We start from the raw sequence: 19572 nt of genomic DNA on the forward strand, positions 1-19572 counted from the left end.
TTTCTCCTAATATGCATTTTTATTTATAAAACCCTTGAAGACGGTAAGAAACAGGATTTTAATATCCAGCCCTATCGTCCAGTTTTCAATATAGTAAAGATCATGTTCGATCCGCTTGCGGATGGATGTATCTCCCCGATATCCATTGACCTGTGCCCATCCGGTCATACCGGGACGCACCTGATGTTTGATCATATAACGCGGTATCTCTTCCCGGAATTTTTCCACATACTGTGGCCGTTCCGGTCTTGGTCCCACAAGACTCATATCGCCTTTTAACACATTAAATAACTGTGGAAATTCATCCAAGCTTGTCTTGCGCAGGAATCTGCCGATCTTTGTGATCCGCGGATCATCTTTATGTGTCCAGCCCTTGCGTTCTTCTTCCTCTGTCTGCACATACATGGTGCGGAACTTATACATGCGGAATGGCTCATTGTGCAGTCCGACACGCTCCTGTTTAAAGATCAGCGGTCCTTTTGAAGTCACCTTGACTGCTATTGCGGTAAGCAGCATAATTGGCGAAAAAAGCACGATACAGAGCAGTGAGCCAATAATGTCCATACACCGTTTTACAAGTGCATTAAACGTATTTGACAACGGCACATAACGGATATTGATAACAGGAAGTCCTAAAAGATCCTCCGTATACGGCTTTGTCGGAATGATATTTCCATAATCCGGAATAAATTTGGTATGAACTCCGGATTTTTCACATTCCGCAACGATCTTCTCCAACTTATAATATTCTTCAAGTCCAAGTGTGATCGCAATCTCATCTAATTTATTCTCCGGCAGAATATAAAGCAGATTGCCAATACTTCCAATGACCTTTATCCCCTTATAAGTTGTCCCTCTCGCTATATTGTCGTCTAAAATCCCCCTGACATTGTACCCCCACTGCGGATTCTGCTGTATCCGGTCTATATACTGCTCAGCGGCACGCGAATATCCCACAAGTAGAACATGCTTAAGGTTATAGCCGTTTTTGCGTATCGTGCGCAGAAACTGACGTATCAGCAGACGTAATACCTCTTCTAATACCGTGTTGATCGCAAAGAAATAAAAGAACATCTCACGTGAGAAATTTCGAAACTGCTCCACATAAGACTGCAGGTTGTACAATACTGTAAAAATCAACAGAAAACCTACAATATTCGCCATCACGATATTGGAAAACTCCAACCGCCGTCCCTGTACCCTCTTTGGCGCATAAAGATTAAACGCATAATACAAGATCAGATACAATGGAATGATTACGACCAGTGCCCTCATGTAAAATCCCAAAGACAATGCACCGCCCGGTGAGTCCAAAATACCGCTCGAAAACTTCAGCCACCATGCTATGATATATGATACCGCAATGACAAACGCATCTATGATCACATGCAGTCTGTTAAAATGCTGTTGATTATCTTTTATCATAATGTCATCCTTTTTTCATTTTCAAGCTACCATAAAAATAATAATACAATAATTTTCCATAAAGCACAACTTCTTTTTCTTAAAACTCTTGTCACAATTTCTTAATTATTTCTTTATTATTCTTTGACGCTCAAACGATTTTTCCTGTTATCTGTGCGATAACACACGAAATATATTTGTAATGAGTTCCCACTCAATTTTTACATAATTGCGAAGATTCCCCGCCTTAAAATGAACTTTTCTGCATTTTTTACACTGCGTAATTCCTTCTGTGATCCCTTTCAGATAACAATGACCAAATCCTTTTCTGCAAAAAAACAGCCACTTGATCAGAACACCTGCAAGTAAAAACGGCAGATTGATCAAAAGCTGCAACACCGGCATATTTTTATAGATCACATACATGGAGTTGCGTGCAGCAAGAAATACTTTTTTTTCATTATAGCGTGAGCCTGTCGTAGCACTTCCGACATGATACACCTTCGCCCCCGGAATATAACAATTGCGATATCCTGCGATTTTTGCACGGTATCCAAGATCAAGATCCTCCAGATAGGCAAAATGATTTTCATCCAGCACACCGATCTTCTTTAACACAGACATCCGGTAAATGGCTGCACCGCCACAGCAGGAAAATACTTCCTCTGGTTTTCCATAATCTGCAGCCGGTCTGCCTTTCCCCCGTGCCACTGCCCAGCCTGGCAGCGTATAAAGGTCTCCTGCATTATCAATCAGATCCCGCTGTCTGAAATCAAGCATCTGCGCTCCACAGGAAAAAATATGTTCCGACTGCCTGATTCCTTTTAGCAGTTCCTCCACAAAATGTGGTTCTACCTCTGTATCGTTATTCAAAAGGATTGCATAGGGTGTTTCTGTCATTTTAAAACCAAGGTTTACCGCTCCACAGAACCCGGTATTTTCCGGCAGTGCGACCATTTCCATATCCAGGCTTTCCGATGTAACTAAAGTGCTTCCATCTGTAGAGCCATTATCGATCACAAGCAGTTTAAATTCCTGACAAGTCTGCCGTTCCAGTGTTTTTATGCAGTTTTCCAAAAGTTTTTTTCCGTTATAATTCGGAATGATAATCGTAACTTCCGTCATCCATCCTCCCTTCAACTGTTATCCTTCAGTGAATAATTATTATAAACCGAAGAAAAGTTTGGATTATAATACGGATCTCCATTTTTTAAGATACCGATCCAGTGATTTCTCATATATTCGATCTCGCGCTGGAAACGCGCTGTTTTTTCTGCCGAATCCTCCGCACCACGGGATTTCGACTCGTAATGATATGCCTGGACATGCGGATCATAGACAACTAATTTTCCAAGTCTGCGCACTTTTAAGCAGAAATCCACATCATTAAACGCAACCGCAAGCTGCTCCTCAAAGCCGCCTGCCTGCTCGTAAATCTCTCTCTTCACCATCAGACATGCTGCCGTAACTGCACTGTAATCCAGCTGGATCGATGCCTTATGCATATAACCGCTGCGCTCTCCGGCGAGTCCGACAAACATATTGTCTCCGATTCCACGTGCATTTCCTCCGATCCCGACCACGATTCCGGCATGCTGGATCGTATGATCCGGGTAAAACAGTTTTGCACCGACAACTCCTGTTTCTTTTCGCAGGCAGTTTTCTAACATCCGCTTCATCCAGTCATTTCCGATCATTTCAATATCATTGTTCATCAGGAGATAATAACTGCCCTCTGCAAATTTTACGCCAAAGTTATTTAATCTGGAATAATTAAAGCCTTCCGTGTAAACCGCAACACAGATGCGCTGTCCACCGGCAAGTTTTCCTTCCATGCAGCGTATTCCATCAACCATATTTTCTTCCGGTGCAATATTTTTATAGTAATCGAATGTCTCCTCACAACTGTTATTCTCCACCACGATAACTTCATAATTACCATAAGAAGACTTTTCAATCGCAGCAATACATTTCTGTAAGGTTTCCACCTCATCCTTACTTGGTATGATGACCGACACAAGTGGTTTCTCTGTCAGAGCATATTCTACCTCATAAAATCCCATATCCTTCGTCGGTGTCACAACCGCATCCACACCAAGCCGCTTTAAATGCTCCCCGATCGCACGCTTTCCCGCATCAACCGCATATTGTTTTGAGAAAGGATTCTCAGCAGTCGACTCTTTATGACATCTCCAGTGATACAGTATCCTTGGGATATGACCAATTGCTCTCGCCTGTTCTGCACAGCGGAGAATAAAATCATAATCCTGCGCCCCGTCAAAATCAGGGCGGATGCCACCCACTCTTTCAAGAAGGGATCGTTTTACCGCAAGGAAATGCGTAATGTAGTTATTTGACCGGAGCAGATCAATATTAAAATCCGGCTTTAAATGCGGCTGAAAATGTGTTTTACCATCCATATCAACCTTATCTTCATCCGTGTAGATCATTTCATAGTCACTGCCGGCTTCCTGATAGATTGTTGCTGCCAGTCCGTCTTCATTATGAAATCCCTGTCTTATCATCTTTACCAGCTCAAACAGAGCATCCGGTGCAAGCAGGTCATCATGATCCATAAATGCGATCCAGTCTCCATCTGCTAATGCGATCGCTGCATTTGTATTTCCTGCGATCCCCAGATTTTTGTTAAGACACTGATACCTGATCCGTACATCTGCCGATGCATATTCGGCTGCAACACGCTGTACAACTGATGATCTAAGATCTGTTTCTTCCTCCGCAGATTCACTGCCATCCGCAAGACACAACTGCCAGTTTCCATAAGTCTGCGCCTGCACCGACTCGATCATCCCTCGAAGAAAAGTTTCCGGTGTCCGGTAAAGCGGCACCACAATACTGATCTTTGGCGCATCTTTCCATTTTTCTGCCTGCTTTTTTTGTTTTTCAAGCTGATCCGCTGCTGCCTTATGTTTTTCATACCATGGCTCATACGGAACATTTTCCGCCTCCATTTTTTCCTGAAGACGTATCACAAATTCTTTCCATCCATAATGCTTCAGATAGCGTAATCCTTTCACAACTTTCTGAATGGTTATTTTCTGAAAAATTGATTTCATGTTTATTTTTTCGCTTTCTGATGGATATAAAGCCATCCGTTTGCGTAATCCTTTCGTTCCTCCTCCGACATTGAGGTAAATGCATCAAAATCCACCTTTGCCAGCGTCATCTGCTCGTTTCCACATTTAAAGCACTCCACGTCTTTGCGTCTTGATACAACACGCATCCATCCGCATTCCGGGCAAATAAATACTTTCATCATAGGAACTTCTGCCTCTCTCCTTTTTTACTTCCTATCTGCGCAGGGAAAAATCTGAATTATCCAGTGTCAGATTCGGATTATAATACGGATCCCCCTGCTCAATGATCTCTCTCCATGAACGAAGCAGTATATCCACCTCGTCATTAAACCGTTCCACTTTCTCCGGTGAATCCTCATATCCTCTGGATTTCGATTCATAATGGAACCACTCTGCATACGGATCGTAGACCACAAGTTTTCCTGCTTTCCTGACTTTCAGACAAAAATCCACATCATTAAATGCAACTGCAAGTTCTTCTGTCAGTCCGCCGACTTCATCAAACACGCTGCGTTTTATCATCATACAGGCAGCCGTTACAGCCGAATAATCCTGTGCACATAAAATTCTGCCAAAATAACCGGTATCATACCGCGGTTTGCCGATAAATGCGTGTCCGGCTGTTCCTCCAAATCCCAAAACGACTCCGGCATGCTGTATGGTCTCATCCTCATATAACAACTTTGCGCCGACAATCCCGACATCCTCTCGCATGCAATAGCCTAACATTTCATTGACCGCGCCACCATCGATCATCTCCGTATCATTATTGAGGAGCAACAGATACGATCCCTTTGCAGCATCTGCGCCGAAATTATTGATCTTTGAATAATTAAAATCTCCCTCATAGAAAACGACATGTACATTTTCATGCATCACTTCAAGTTCTTTGTAATAATCAAAAGTTTCCTGTTCCGTACTGTTATTTTCCACAATGATAAACTCAATGTTCGGATAAGTGTTTTTTCCGAGGATAGAATTCATACATTTTTCAAGGTCTTTCTTATGATCTTTATTCGGAATAATGACCGATACCAGAGGTTTTTCCTTCCAGTCATATTTTGTCCGGTACATCCCGTAAAATGCTGCATTCTCCACAGTTACAGGAATTTCCATCCTGTCATAATGTGCCTCTATCGCGCGTCTGCCTGCCTCAAAAGCGTACAGCTTGCTCTCCGGATTTGCAGCCGTAGACTGCATATGACATCTCCAGTGATACAAAATCTTTGGAATATGTCTGATATTTTTCGCATTCTCACAACATTTTAATATAAAGTCAAGATCCTGCGCCCCGTCATATTCACTGCAAAATCCACCTGTCATATCCACAAGTTCCTTCTTTGCTGCAAACAGATGGCAGATATAATTGACACTGCACAGAAGATCCAGATCGAAATCCGGTTTAAAATGAGGTTCAAACCGCTTTTTTCCATCCATGCTGATCTTATCTTCATCCGAATATAAAACATCAATACTCTGATCCTGATTCAGGGCATCTGCCAGCTCATAAAGTGCATTTGCAGGAACAATATCATCATGATCTGCCAGAACAATATAATCACCTGCTGCCATTGCAAGTGCTGCGTTCGTATTGCCGGAAATACCGAGGTTCTTTTGAAGCGTCGTAAAAGTGATCCTTGCATCCGCCTTTGCATATTTCTCTAAAACCGGTGTCAGCTCCGTCACAAAGGAATCCTTCTGTCTGTCCTCATCATCCCCGGAGAGACTGCCGTCTGCTAAGCATAACTGCCAGTTGCCATAAGTCTGTGCCTGCACCGATTCGATCATTTCCTGTAAATATTCCGGTTTTGTCCGGTATAACGGTACAACGATGGAAAATAGCGGCTGATAAGAAAATACATGTTTTCTCTGTTCGTCAAGTTCTTCTTTACCTGCATCGTATTTTTTGCACCACGCATCATAGGATGTCTCCGATCTGCCCGCCAATTTCGTCTCGATCTTATGAATCGTTGCAGCCAGTCCGTTACGTTCTAAATAGCGGAATGCATCCTGTGATTTTTCCAGAACATACTGCAATCTGCCGCCATCATCCCACTTTCTTAACCGGGTGCGGGAATAATGTTCTGCATTTCGCATTTCAAGGAAAAAATTTTTATCATCCACCTGTCTTTTCACCGACGCCTGGATCATAAACCCTGGTTTTGCCTGCGTGTCACATTCCGGGAATACCGAAAGAAGATCTTTTCTGAAATAATGATCCGTTTTTACCTGAAGTTTCTGTCTGCGCTGATCCAGCAGATAAAGATTCACTTCCCCTGCTCCCATACACCAGCCGGTCACAGTTACAGTATCCTCATCACGGTGACAGTTTTCAATATAATATTCCAGTCTGCTCTCCCGCACGCGCAGTTTTTTTGTTGAAACGGCATACGCTCTTTTTTTCTTTTCCCCATCATCCGTAAAAATCTCAAATTTCTTTCTTTCACGCCAGTCTTTTGGCAGTGTCACGATTCCTACGACTTCCTCATTGATCTCATTGATCGTTCCAAGGTATTTCTGGCGAACCTCAGCACCTTTGTTTACTGTAAGGGTAACCGGCAGTTTTTCACCATCCAAATAAGCCATAACCTCTCTGCCGGCGGCTTTTCCGTCATAAAACCAGCCGACTAACACAAGCATATCCGGCTCATTCAGATGAAATCTGAGTTTCTCCACAAAAAATTTATGTGTATCCATATGCAGTCCTTCCAATCAGTCTCTGAAATAAATGTCTCTCGTATACACTTTTTCTTTTACATCTGATAACATTGCATCCATACGGTTTGCCACGATCACATCACTCATGCTGCAAAATTCATTAAAATCACGGATCACTTTGGAATTTTCAAACGTATCTGTTTTTAATGACGGATCAAAAATGACAATATTTACACCCTTTGCACGAATACGCTCCATTACACCTAAAATAGAGCTCTGTCTGTAATTATCCGAATTTGCTTTCATTGCAAGGCGGTAAATACCAACTGTATCCGGATTTTTCTCAAGGATCTGCTCTGCGATAAAATCTTTTCTCGTACGATTGGCATCTACGATCGCACCGACGATGTTATTCGGTACATTGTCATAGTTTGCTAAAAGCTGCTTGGTATCTTTCGGCAGACAATAACCACCATATCCAAAAGAAGGATTGTTATACTGCATTCCGATTCTTGGATCGAGTCCGATTCCCTCAATGATCTGTTTCGCATCAAGTCCTTTCATTGCCGCAAACGTATCAAGTTCATTGAAAAAAGAAACGCGGAGCGCAAGATATGTGTTTGCAAAAAGTTTTACTGCCTCTGCTTCTGTGAGATTTGTCATAAGTGTCGGGATATCCTCTTTGATCGCCCCTTCCTGCAGCAGATGTGCAAACGTCTCCGCTGCCTTTTTCATCTCGCTGCTTCCTTCTTTTGAACCGACGATAATCCTTGACGGATACAGATTATCTTTTAATGCCTGTCCTTCCCGCAGAAACTCCGGTGAAAAAAGGATACGGTCTGTGTGGTATTTCTCACATACAGACTGTGTATAGCCGACCGGGATCGTGGATTTGATAACGATCACAGCATGCGGATTCACTTTTAAAACCAGCTCTAATACTTCTTCTACGGATGATGTATCAAAATAATTTTTCTTTTCATCATAATTTGTCGGTGTTGAGATGATAACGTAATCTGCATTTTCATATGCATGTACACCGTCTGTCGTTGCGGTCAGATCAAGTTTTGCATTTGCAAGATAATCCTCAATCTCACGATCCACAAGCGGTGATCTGCGCTGATTGATCATCTCCACCTTTTCTTTTATAATATCTACTGCAGTCACCTCATGATGCTGCGCCAATAAAATCGCATTTGATAAACCAACATATCCTGTTCCCGCGATTGCAATTTTCATCGTATTTCTCCTGCCTTTCCATTTAAAAGTCAAAAATACTCCATATTGTTTTATAGTACCATTTTCTGTAATATCATGCAAGTTTGAGATTTTAACCAATCTGTACAATTTACAACAGCACATTTTTTTGCTAATGTAGAAAGAAAAAACAATCTTGGAATGGAGCATTTATGAAAAAAAGAATCTGCTTAAGTACACTGCTTTTAATCTTATTTACCCTGCTGATCGGTCTTGCAGCATGGTTTTCCTACCAGAAAGGCCGTATGGACTCCACCGGACACATACCTGATCCCGATACCGAATATCTTATCACACAATATGCAGATGCAACCGGCGTCCAGGGTACCTTTTATACGATCACAAACAATGACACCTTAATCATCATCGATGGAGGCTGGGCAGGCAATGCCGACGCTGTCCGGAAAGTGATCGCAGAACATAACAACACAGTGGACGCATGGATCATTTCCCATCCACACCAGGATCATGCCGGTGCATTTAATGTCATTTATTCCAATCCGGGAGATATTACCATAAAAGCTATTTACGACAATGGTTTTGATTATGATTTTATCGAAGCTGCCGGTGAACCCTATGATGATATCACAGTCATGGAGACGTTCCATGCCCTGACAAAAGATGCCGGCAATGTCACTCATTTAAAACGCGGCGATAATATCGCACTTGCCGGTGATCTGACTCTCTCTGTTTTTAATGCATGGGATGACTCCGTAATTTCCAATATAGGAGATGAAAAAGACTACCAGAACAATGCTTCTTTGCTTTTTAAGATCAGCGGTACGACGAACAGCATGTTATTCTGTTCTGATATCAAATACGATATAAATGATTATCTTCTAAGTACTTACCGGGATGACATTTCCTGTGATTATATCCAGACCGGTCATCATGGAAACTGGTCATTCTCGGATGAATTTTATGAGGCAGCAGGTGCATCCTTCGCTTTTATCGATGCACCGTCCTCCATCACGGACAATCCTGATTTTCCTGCCAGTTCCCTAAAGGCTTTTCTGCAGAAAAAAGGAACGGTATTTGATTTTTCTACCGCTCCTAATTCTGTTACTTTGAAATAGCCTGATAAGATCTCCCGGATTTCGTCCGATCATATTTTTTCGATGTAAATTGTTATCAAACGTCGATTTCAGTTGTAGTGATATTGTTGTAAAAGATAAGAGGTGTTTCACCTCTTTCTTTTATTGGCTAAATGAATTGCCTATTCAAAGTAATAGCTTCCACCTGCTGATACATTTTTTGTTCCACGGTTCTGCACAAAGGCACGGTATTTTCCGGTTTCAGAAACAGAAAACGTATGTGATAATGCACCTTTTCCTTCCACATAACGTACATTATTGTGCGGGTCCATAATACCAATCCAGCAGGTCTGTGTACTTGGTGTTGTTGCTGCAACAATCGTTATCTTCTGTCCGCTTGACACTTTAAATTTACCGGAGCAGTAACGTGTTCCAGGCTCTACTGTCCAGTTAAATGATACAGTTTCATTGGCATTCAGTAATGGTGCTACCGGACTGAGATCCGGTCTTGCATATTTGATACGGGAATAGTCGTTATTCTCAGATGCCGGAACAAATACCTCTTTTAATTCCGGTGTCTCAGATAACTCACCCTGTGTTCCTTCTGCCTCCTGATACAATTCGTCATGCACACCCGCTACTCCGTAACTTGCTGCATAAGTCGTAGTTATTGATGTTACCACAAACAAAAATGATAATGCAAATGCTGATATTTTTGCCCCTCTTCTGGCTTTCACATATTTTTTCATATACTCTATTCTCCTTTCCAAACTCTGTTGGCTCTCATATAGGGTAGAAAAAATATAATCCGGCTTTGAATCCTCCGGCATACGTTCCATCAGATCTACGATCACTTCAAAATAACGTTTGGGCGTTGTCACATCACGCAATGCACAGACTGCCGATGCATCACAGGCACACTCACTCCACTCATTGATCCATGACAGAATATGTTTTGCCCCGGAGGTCATATGCTGCATCGCACCGATATAAATGCTGCAAATTTTAAAGAAAGGGTCATTATGCTTACAATGTACCAATTCATGACAAAAGATCACCGTCAGTTCTTCTTTACTGTAGTGATCCTTCGGTAATAAGATATTGTATTGGAATACTCCTGTCACCATTGGACTCTGAATGGAATTACTATAGTAAAGTCCTATCTTCCGATGGATATGGAGCATATTTTTTACTTTCGAAAACTCTGCTAAAACCTGCTCATCTGCCACAGGTATCCTATATCTGCAGAGTCTTTTCCAGCGGATAAATTCAATCATGCCATCTGCGACATTTTTGATCAGGAATATCAGCCAGATGATCCCGGCTATTCCAAACACGAGATCCATGTCTCCTGCCATCTCAAAATTAGGTTTCCATATGCTATCTGCCCGCAGATATCCCCGCCATGTCAGTCTGACGATCAGATATCCAAACGGAACTATATACATCATGCATACAAACCGTAATGTCACATATATCAATCTGGGGTCCAGTTTCAGTAATAATGGCTGAAATAACTTCCAGAACCCCAGACTGACCGTACCTGTAAAACAGGCGATCAGGATAATCAAAAATATCTGACTAATTAAGTTCATCTAATTTTTTCTTGAGTACCTGAATCTCTTCCTTAGTAAGTGCATCTTCGCAAAGGTGGCATGCAAATGCAGCCATATCTCCCTTATCAAAGTATCTTGCGTTCTCCTGTACGGTTGCTTTCCAGAAATCTTCTTTGCTTACTGCAGGCTGATAGAATGAATATCTTCCCTTGCGGTAAACTGTTAAAAATGATTTCTTAACCAGTCTTGCCAGAAAAGTAGAAACCGTCTGTGGCTTCCAGCTTTTTCCGTTCTCCTGATTTACTCTGTTCATGATATCCTGTAATGCCAGATCCTCAGTGGAATCCCAGATAACTTTCATGACAAGTCTTTCGCATGCTGAAATATCGTTCGTATCCATGAACCAATCTCCTTTCTTCTCACGCAGTGATTACTACGTCCGTAAACAACATATCATCTTTTTATGCCGTTTTCAATATTTTTTTTATTTTTTTATGTTTTTCCTGATACCAGAGATTCTGTTTATAAATCCCCTGTTTTTCAAAGAAAGACGTATATACATCTTTTATTATAAAACATTTTTAGCCAAAATGCTACATTTATCTTTTTTATTCAGATAATCTTCATACTTTTAGTTACTGTTCACTCGTACCTCGTTCCAGTAACGGATTTTGCCGATGCTTCGCATTCCAAATCGGCAAAATCTGCTGCCCCCACTGTATCATACGGCATTTTCAGTTCAGAAAATGCCTGCCTGTGAACAGTAACTACTTTTAGCCTAGAACCTGCTCATCATCACAGGTAACACCGAGACTTACTTCGATCAGACGCAGATCCGAACCGAGAGCCTTGATGGAATGTTTCTTTCCGGATGCAATGCTTACCGTAGAACCTGCAAGCAGATCTACCTCTGTTCCCTCGAGAATAAGTTTTCCCATACCGGAAATAACGGTGATCGTCTCTGTATGTCTCGCATGTGTATGATATGGCATCGTCTTTCCTGCCAGGATCTTAATACGTTTTGTTACACTGTGTATTCCATCCTCGTCGTTGTTATCGATCGTCTTGATCGTACCCCAGCGGCGTTCCTCAAATCTGGATTCATCCGGGATATTTTCAAGGCAGTCTTTGATATAGGAGCTCTGATGTTTATCTGCCACTAAAATACCATCATGTGAGGCAACGATCACCATATTTTTCGCACCCATGACTACCATCGGAACACCGAGCACATTGATGGCATGGCTGTTTTCACAGGTCTTGTCCCAGGTCACATCTCCAATACTCTGCTCGTTCATCTCCTCAGTCAGGGTATTCCAGGTTCCAAGATCTTTCCAGATCCCATCGTATTGAACCGCAACAATGTTTTTCCAGTGCTCTAACACTTCATAGTCAAAACTCTGTTTCGGCAGTTTTTCGTAATCGGTAACCATCTCATCATAGTTTGTCGTAACACCGTATTTTTCCAGCCACTGTGCAGCCATATTTAATTTGAAACAGAACACACCACAATTCCAGAGTGCACCCATGTCCACAAGTTCCTGTGCAGTTGCTTCATCCGGTTTTTCGCGGAATCCTTTTACCGCAAACGGCTCAGACTCATTTTTTTCAGGAACGATATATCCATATTTGGTAGATGGATATGTCGGTACTCCGCCAAGCAGTCCGATCACACCATCCTGTTTTTCGATATACTCACCTAAAGATTTGATCTTATAAAAAAACTCTACCGTGGTGTACGGATCTACCGGAAGAAATGCGACCACATCATCCGGTTTTGCCCCCTTGTTTGATAGCAGATATGCACAGGACAACATGACAGCCGGGAATGTGTTCCGGCGCATCGGCTCAACAGCAACTTCTGCCTGTCCGTCTAACTGGCTTTCAATGAGTTCCACCTGGGAATCACTGGCACACACGATCGTATTCTCAGAAAGTGATGCCGCCTTAAGCTGCCCGAACACCCGCTGTAACATGGAACATTTTTCCGTACTAGCCGAATGTTCTGCTTCATCCGGATTCATTAACTTAATATACTGCTTGGAACACAGATCGTTTGATAACGGCCAGAGACGTTTTCCGGAACCGCCTGATAATAAAACAATATACATGTTATTCTCCATTCTTGCGCTGTCTTTCAATAAAAACAACGTTTTTATTTGCATCTCAAGTTTGTGCGTAAGCGCAAATCTTGCATGTGAAAAATCTTATTTTTCACATTGCTCTCTTAGCGTTCTGCACGCATTGGATTGTGCAGGAAATCGTCATAAGTCAGACGGATTCCTTCCTCTAACTCTGTTTTATACTTCCATCCGAGTCCTTCTAATTTGCTTACATCAAGAAGTTTTCTCGGTGTTCCGTCCGGTTTTGTAGTATCCCATTTGATCTCACCCTCAAATCCGACTACTTTTGCTACCAGTTCTGTCAGTTCTTTGATGGTCAGCTCTTTGCCGGTACCAAGGTTTACAGTCTCATTTCCACTGTAATGGTTCATCAGATATACACAGGCATCTGCAAGATCATCTACATAAAGGAACTCACGAAGCGGTGTACCGGTTCCCCAGCAGGTTACTTCTTTTAATCCTGCCTCTTTTGCCTCATGGAAACGGCGGATCAATGCCGGCAGCACATGGCTGTGCTGTGGATGATAGTTATCGTTTGGTCCGTAAAGGTTTGTCGGCATTACGGAAATATAATCGGTTCCGTACTGACGGTTTAAAAATTCACAGTATTTCAGGCCACTGATCTTAGCAAGTGCATATGCCTCATTTGTTTTCTCCAGTTCACTTGTCAGAAGGCAGCTCTCTTTCATCGGCTGTGGTGCCATACGCGGATAAATGCAGGAAGAACCTAAAAACATCAGTTTTTTGCATCCATTTTTCCATGCCTCATGGATCACATTCATCTCAAGAACCATATTGTCATACATAAAATCAGCAAGTGCTTCGCTGTTTGCCATGATACCGCCTACTTTTGCGGCTGCAAGGAATACATAATCCGGTTTTTCCTCTGCAAAGAATGCCTCAACAGCATCCTGACGGCAGAGATCTAACTCTTTATGTGTTCTTGTGATAATATTTGTATATCCTTCTTTTTCAAGCTGACGGACAATTGCGGAACCTACCATTCCTCTGTGTCCGGCAACATATATTTTTGCATCTTTTTCCATGATCTTTTCTCCATTCCTGCCTGTTTCTCAAGGCATAACAAGTTTGAGCGCAAGCACAAACTTGTGTGTGAAAAATTTTATTTTTCACACTTTTCTCCAAATATATTATTTCTCGTTTTTTACAAGCTCCATGTCATGAGCTACCATGATCTTTACAAGTTCCTCAAAAGTAGTCTTTGTCGGATTCCAGCCAAGCTCTGTTTTTGCTTTTGTCGGATCTCCCCAGAGATTTACAACATCGGTCGGACGATAGAACTCCGGTGATACTTTGATAACTGTTTTTCCGGTTGCTTTGTCGATTCCGACTTCATCCATTCCTTCACCCTTAAACTCTAATTCAATACCTGCTTCACGGAATGCATGCTCACAGAATTCACGTACAGAGTGCTGCTCGCCGGTTGCAATAACAAAATCTTCCGGTTTCTCATTCTGTAAGATCAGCCACATACACTCAACATAATCTTTTGCATAACCCCAGTCACGCAGGGATGATAAGTTTCCAAGGTAAAGAACATCCTGTTTGCCCTGAGCGATTCTTGCTGCTGCAAGGGAAATCTTTCTTGTTACGAAAGTCTCACCGCGGCGCTCTGACTCATGGTTAAATAAGATACCGTTGCAGCAGAACATATTGTATGCCTCACGGTACTCTTTTACGATCCAGAAACCGTACTGTTTTGCAACTGCATATGGGCTGTATGGGTGGAATGGTGTTGTCTCGCGCTGTGGAACCTCTTCTACTTTCCCGTATAACTCAGATGTGGAAGCCTGATAGATACGGCAGGTCTTCTCTAATCCACAGATTCGTACTGCCTCAAGTACGCGGAGTACTCCGGTTGCGACAACATCTGCTGTATATTCCGGCACATCAAAGCTGACACCAACATGGCTCTGTGCAGCAAGGTTATAAATCTCATCCGGTTTAATGCTTCCGATCAAACGTACCAGACTTAAAGAATCGGAAAGATCTCCATAATGAACGGTAAAGTTCGGATTGCCCTCTAAATGGTCAATACGCTCTCTCTTTTCTACGGAAGAACGGCGTACCATACCATGTACTTCATATCCTTTTTCCAAAAGAAGCTCTGCAAGGTAGCTTCCATCCTGTCCTGTTACACCTGTGATCAATGCTTTTTTACTCATTTCATCTCTCCTTTTATGAATTCTATAATTATTTTGCTAATATCAAATTTTTAAGCCGTTGTATAGATTAATCTAATTTTTTGCATTTTACAATTGAATATATTGGTCTAAAATAGTATTATATTGCTATGAAAAAATTATTTTTTGAAAAATACAAAACCTCCGAAGTTACAAATACGCGAAGCGTCATCAATACTCCCTCTGCATTTACCCGCCAGAACTTCTTTTATATACAGGAAGCCGGCTATTTAAAAAGTCTGAAATCACACTTAAGCCGACGCAGTGAGCTTAATTCCTACCTGTTTTTTGTCGTGCTCTCCGGCAGTGGCGAAGTCACCTATCGGGAACCATTATCCGAGGGTGGTATGATCTCTAGGACTGCCCACACAGGGGACTGTTTTTTTCTCGACTGTTCTGGAGAATACACCCACATAAGTACGGATGAAGACCCCTGGGAACTGCTCTGGATTCATTTCAACGGTCCCCAGGTCAAAGCATATTATACCTATTTCAGGGAGCACCATAACTGGCATTTCCGCTCTGCTCATTTCACAGAACTGATTACCTCGATAGAGAATATCATCCGTTACAACGAAGAACCAACCGATGACACCGATCTTTTGACTGCCCAGCAGATCATTAATATTTTAACGCTCATCTGTACCGAGTCCAACGAAAAAAATGAGCTGCTCTCAGATAAACTCAAAACAATTCTGCACTATCTGGACGATCATTATACGGAAAATATCTCCTTAGACCAGCTCGCAGAACAGTTTTTTATCAGTAAATATTATCTTTCACGGGAATTTAAAAAAGAATTTGGAACGACGATCATCCAGTATGTCCTGGCAAAAAAGATCAATAATGCCAAGGAACTGCTCCGGTACAGCAATTCTTCCATTGAAGAGATTGCGCACCTTTGCGGCATTGATGATGCGAGTTATTTTAATAAGGTGTTCCGGAAGATGGAGGGGTGTACGGCATCAGAGTACCGGAAACGCTGGTAGAAGTGGGTGGCTCGGACGCGGGGAAACGCCTGGGTAGGATTACAAAAGCCAGGTGGGCGGGAGGGTTTTATAAGAAGGCACGCTTGCGCTGCGTGTCGCTCGCAACGGTACTAAGGGAGCAAAATACGCTCCCTAAGGACCGGCGGCTCCCCAGCACCTTCTTTTAAAACTCTCCCGCCCACCTGGCTTTACGTTATGTTTTCGATAGGCGTTTCACCGCGTCCTATCTTTACTTTGGCTTTCGTCGTAGGCGTTTCATTACGACATGGCTCTACCTGGTTTTCCCCGTAGGTATTTCAACACGATCTGATTCTACCTGGTTTTTCGACGCAGGCGTTTCTTTAACCGGTTCAGTATTTCTGAAAACACAAGGCATCCCAGGACGGCGGCGGTAATGCGCAGTGCATGATACAGAACAAATGGTACAACTGCGCCGCCCGGTGCAGGGATTGTGATGAATTTTGATGCGATACGCTCGACAACTTCTAAGGCAAATATGTGGAAGGCGAGCAGGAAGATCGTATTTTTTCCGACGTAGGCGATGAATCTGCCTGGGGCGGTGTTTTCGATCAGTTTTCCAAACCAGATGCAGAGCAGTGAGCCCGTAAGTCCTACAATGATAAAGAATGGTACACTGAGCGCTCCGTAGATGCCGTATTCGCGGATGGACATGTTAATACCAGGATCAAGGCAGCTTGTCAGGATGTAGATAGCAAGCACTGCCACGATCAGTGGAATGTTCCATTTCTTTTCGAAAAACTGCGTTCTGCCAAGCAGAGTTCCTGCGATCATGAAGATGGTTCCAACACAGGCAAGATCAATGCTCCACGGAAGGAGTACCGGAATGTCAGCAAGTGCCATGGTGATCGCAGTTAAAACGATCAGCGTACCGATCAGGAACTTCTTATCCGCAAGGCAGCGGTCGATCACCAGATGATACACAAGACTTGCTGCAAAAAAAGCTGTCAGATACCACATCGCACCATTTGCCACCGTAAACAGGTAAACGTTATCTGTTACAACGGTTGTATCATATAGGCAGTATCTGGAATAAAGTATCCCAAATACAGACTCTTTTGTCTCTGCAAATGTCCTTCCCATTAACGCATAGATTGCTAAAAGTACTGCACTGTAACCAAAATATGGTATCAAAAGGCGCCTTGCCTTGTGAGAAATATTTTCTTTATAACTTCTGCCTTCTTTATAAATATATCCCGACACCACAAAAAACAGCGGAATATAATAATTGATCAGAAAGCGGCTCAGTCCGCAGCTATGTGAAATGATGACAAGTAAAAGTCCAAATCCCCTTGCCACATCCAGATATTGATATCGTTTCATTGTTTACTCCTGTATCCAATCCTGTTTGATCAGTGCACGCTCCCACAGATACGGCTGAATCCTGTTCCAGATATCTGCCGCCTGATGAAACGTGGCATTTTTACCTGCAAGAAAATCGGAAAGGTCACTGCGCACTTTTGCGGGATCATCGATCAGGCTGCAGTTTGCAAAATCTGCCGATGCCACAGTATCTTCAAAAAACTCCCGGTATGGTCCACGCATCCAGTCAAGGATCGGCGCATTAAATCCCAGCTTGGTACGGCGGTAAGCAATCTCTTTTGGCATAAAAGACGCACCTGCATCACGGACGATCGATTTTGAAAAACCGCCATGAAGTTTTGAACGCCAGCCAATGGAAAATGCAAATTCCACGATCCGGTAATCCAGAAACGGCATACGGATCTCAACTCCGGCTGCCATACTGTCCCTGTCATAGTTACGTAAAAGTGTCGGCAGGATCGTCTCATGTGTGGAAACAAATAATGTTTTATTGAGATTATCCAGTTGGTTCCAGTTGGGATGATCCGAATATGCACTCTTTACAGTCTCCCTGCCGAGCAGTTTTTTGGCATGATATTTCAGCATATACTCGCGATAGAGTTTATTTCTCTGCTTTTTAAATGCAGCAGACTGCTGACTCACTCCATCTTCCGCATCCTGATTTAGATATGCAGTCGTGATCATGTCGATCTCTTCTTTTGTCTTTGCATCCGGGTACGCTTTTAATACGTCAAACCCATATCCCGCAAACAGTTCGTCCGCTGCATGCCCATCAAGGGAAACTGTGGTTCCAAGTTCTCTCTCTTTCTTGTAAAGTTCCATCATCGGCACCTGCGGATTGCCCCAGAGTTCCTCGAAACAGTATAGCTGTCGCAAAAACTCACGCTCAGACACTGCGGAATCGATATTCATAAAGGTGTGGCTGATTCCAAGAAAATCCGTAACCTGTTTTGCATATTTTGTCTCATCCTGTGCTGTTCCCGGAAAACATGCCACATAGGCGTGCTGCCAGTCATTGTTGGTGCGCTCATCTGTCATATTCTTTGAAATATAAGACATCGCACAGATGACAGCAGAGGAATCAAGACCACCGGAAAGTCCGGTACCAAGTGTCACGTCACTTCTCATACGGATCTTGCAGGCATCTAAAAACAGCTCACGAAACTGCTCTACCTGCTCCTCATAGGAATCCGGTACACAGATCAGATGGTCTAAGGTATTCCAGTAACGCTTCAGGATGATTTTCCCATCTTTTACCCATGCATTGTGCCCCGCCGGGAAACGTTTGATTCCACGGATCAGACACTCCGGCTGTGATTCATAATGGTTGTCCGCAAAATAACGGTCAAACATCGGCTTATTTGCCTCCACTTTCGGAAGTAACGGCAGAATAACTTTCATCTCCGATGCAAATGCAAAACCGCCATCCGGCAGTTCAGCATAAAATAACGGTTTTACCCCGAAACGGTCTCTGGAAATAAAAAGCTGTTTTGTCTGTTTATCCCAGATAGCAAATGTCCACATGCCATTGAAACGGTCTACGCATGCTTCACCCCACTCGCAGAATGAAGCCATGATCACCTCGGAATCACTGGCACTGCGGAATGTATATCCTTTTTTCTGCAATTCGTCCCTGATCTCGATAAAGTTATAGATCTCACCGTTAAATGTCATCCAGTAACGTTCATTGGCATAGGACATCGGCTGACTCCCGGCATTTGAAAGATCTAGGATCGACAGTCTGCGGTGTCCTAATGTCACACCGTCCTCCTGCCACAATCCATAGCCATCTGGTCCACGATGGATCATCGTATTTAAACATTTCATTGCCAGTTCCCGGTCTATCTTTTTATTGACTACACCGTAAATTCCACACATACTACTCTCCATTCCCGTGTGCGAAAAATT

The 19572-nt window shown here is 42.8% G+C and carries 15 protein-coding genes; 2 read left to right on the top strand and 13 right to left on the bottom strand.

Annotated elements, in window-relative coordinates:
- Positions 1-6 precede the first annotated feature (6 nt).
- The 6 genes from ACDD58_RS05450 to ACDD58_RS05475 form a co-directional block, all read right to left on the bottom strand.
- On the bottom strand, positions 7-1425 hold the full coding sequence (locus ACDD58_RS05450; RefSeq protein ID WP_370776283.1) for an undecaprenyl-phosphate glucose phosphotransferase: 1419 nt from the start codon (positions 1423-1425) through the stop codon (positions 7-9).
- Between the two features lie 147 nt (positions 1426-1572).
- Complete coding sequence (locus ACDD58_RS05455; RefSeq protein WP_186900135.1) at positions 1573-2529, bottom strand: glycosyltransferase family 2 protein; 957 nt, start codon at positions 2527-2529, stop codon at positions 1573-1575.
- 11 nt (positions 2530-2540) lie between these two features.
- A complete protein-coding gene (locus ACDD58_RS05460) occupies positions 2541-4481 on the bottom strand; it encodes a glycosyltransferase (protein ID WP_370776285.1) in 1941 nt (646 codons plus the stop codon).
- Between the two features lie 2 nt (positions 4482-4483).
- Positions 4484-4684: a hypothetical protein gene (locus ACDD58_RS05465; RefSeq protein WP_006855882.1), complete on the bottom strand. Its 201-nt coding sequence runs from the start codon at positions 4682-4684 to the stop codon at positions 4484-4486.
- A 31-nt stretch (positions 4685-4715) separates the two neighbouring features.
- Positions 4716-7199: a glycosyltransferase gene (locus ACDD58_RS05470; RefSeq protein WP_370776288.1), complete on the bottom strand. Its 2484-nt coding sequence runs from the start codon at positions 7197-7199 to the stop codon at positions 4716-4718.
- A 15-nt stretch (positions 7200-7214) separates the two neighbouring features.
- Positions 7215-8399 (bottom strand): nucleotide sugar dehydrogenase, encoded by a 1185-nt coding sequence (locus ACDD58_RS05475; protein WP_370776290.1) that lies wholly within the window; start codon positions 8397-8399, stop codon positions 7215-7217.
- Between the two features lie 170 nt (positions 8400-8569).
- Here ACDD58_RS05475 and ACDD58_RS05480 point away from each other — a divergent pair, with 170 nt between their 5' ends.
- On the top strand, positions 8570-9493 hold the full coding sequence (locus ACDD58_RS05480; RefSeq protein ID WP_370776294.1) for a ComEC/Rec2 family competence protein: 924 nt from the start codon (positions 8570-8572) through the stop codon (positions 9491-9493).
- A gap of 140 nt (positions 9494-9633) precedes the next feature.
- Here ACDD58_RS05480 and ACDD58_RS05485 read toward each other — a convergent pair whose 3' ends face one another.
- The 5 genes from ACDD58_RS05485 to gmd all read right to left on the bottom strand — a co-directional run bounded on the left by ACDD58_RS05485 (position 9634) and on the right by gmd (position 15316).
- Complete coding sequence (locus ACDD58_RS05485) at positions 9634-11046, bottom strand: M56 family metallopeptidase (RefSeq protein WP_370776296.1); 1413 nt, start codon at positions 11044-11046, stop codon at positions 9634-9636.
- The gene (locus tag ACDD58_RS05490) at positions 11033-11407 is read right to left on the bottom strand and encodes a BlaI/MecI/CopY family transcriptional regulator (protein WP_117920980.1); all 375 of its coding nucleotides are present in this window, start codon (positions 11405-11407) and stop codon (positions 11033-11035) included. Before ACDD58_RS05490 ends, ACDD58_RS05485 begins: the two co-directional genes overlap by 14 nt.
- Positions 11408-11780: 373 nt before the next feature.
- Entirely contained in the window at positions 11781-13118 is a 1338-nt protein-coding gene (locus tag ACDD58_RS05495) for a sugar phosphate nucleotidyltransferase (protein WP_117920981.1), read from the bottom strand.
- A gap of 116 nt (positions 13119-13234) precedes the next feature.
- Positions 13235-14176: a GDP-L-fucose synthase gene (locus ACDD58_RS05500; RefSeq protein ID WP_117920982.1), complete on the bottom strand. Its 942-nt coding sequence runs from the start codon at positions 14174-14176 to the stop codon at positions 13235-13237.
- A 105-nt stretch (positions 14177-14281) separates the two neighbouring features.
- Positions 14282-15316 carry a GDP-mannose 4,6-dehydratase gene (gene gmd / locus ACDD58_RS05505; protein ID WP_117920983.1) on the bottom strand — a complete coding sequence of 345 codons (1035 nt, stop codon included), beginning with the start codon at positions 15314-15316 and terminating at the stop codon, positions 14282-14284.
- Positions 15317-15444: 128 nt separating this feature from the next.
- On the opposite strand from gmd, the gene ACDD58_RS05510 reads away from it, so the two are divergent.
- The gene (locus ACDD58_RS05510) at positions 15445-16323 is read left to right on the top strand and encodes an AraC family transcriptional regulator (protein ID WP_117920984.1); all 879 of its coding nucleotides are present in this window, start codon (positions 15445-15447) and stop codon (positions 16321-16323) included.
- Positions 16324-16635: 312 nt separating this feature from the next.
- Here ACDD58_RS05510 and ACDD58_RS05515 read toward each other — a convergent pair whose 3' ends face one another.
- Together ACDD58_RS05515 and asnB are read right to left on the bottom strand one after the other, a co-directional pair.
- The gene (locus tag ACDD58_RS05515; RefSeq protein ID WP_370776300.1) at positions 16636-17664 is read right to left on the bottom strand and encodes an acyltransferase family protein; all 1029 of its coding nucleotides are present in this window, start codon (positions 17662-17664) and stop codon (positions 16636-16638) included.
- A 3-nt stretch (positions 17665-17667) separates the two neighbouring features.
- A complete protein-coding gene (gene asnB / locus ACDD58_RS05520; RefSeq protein WP_117920986.1) occupies positions 17668-19542 on the bottom strand; it encodes an asparagine synthase (glutamine-hydrolyzing) in 1875 nt (624 codons plus the stop codon).
- Between the last annotated feature and the right edge of the window lie 30 nt (positions 19543-19572).

The organism is Roseburia sp., from assembly GCF_041325975.1.
GTDB classification, from domain to species: domain Bacteria; phylum Bacillota; class Clostridia; order Lachnospirales; family Lachnospiraceae; genus Roseburia; species Roseburia rectibacter.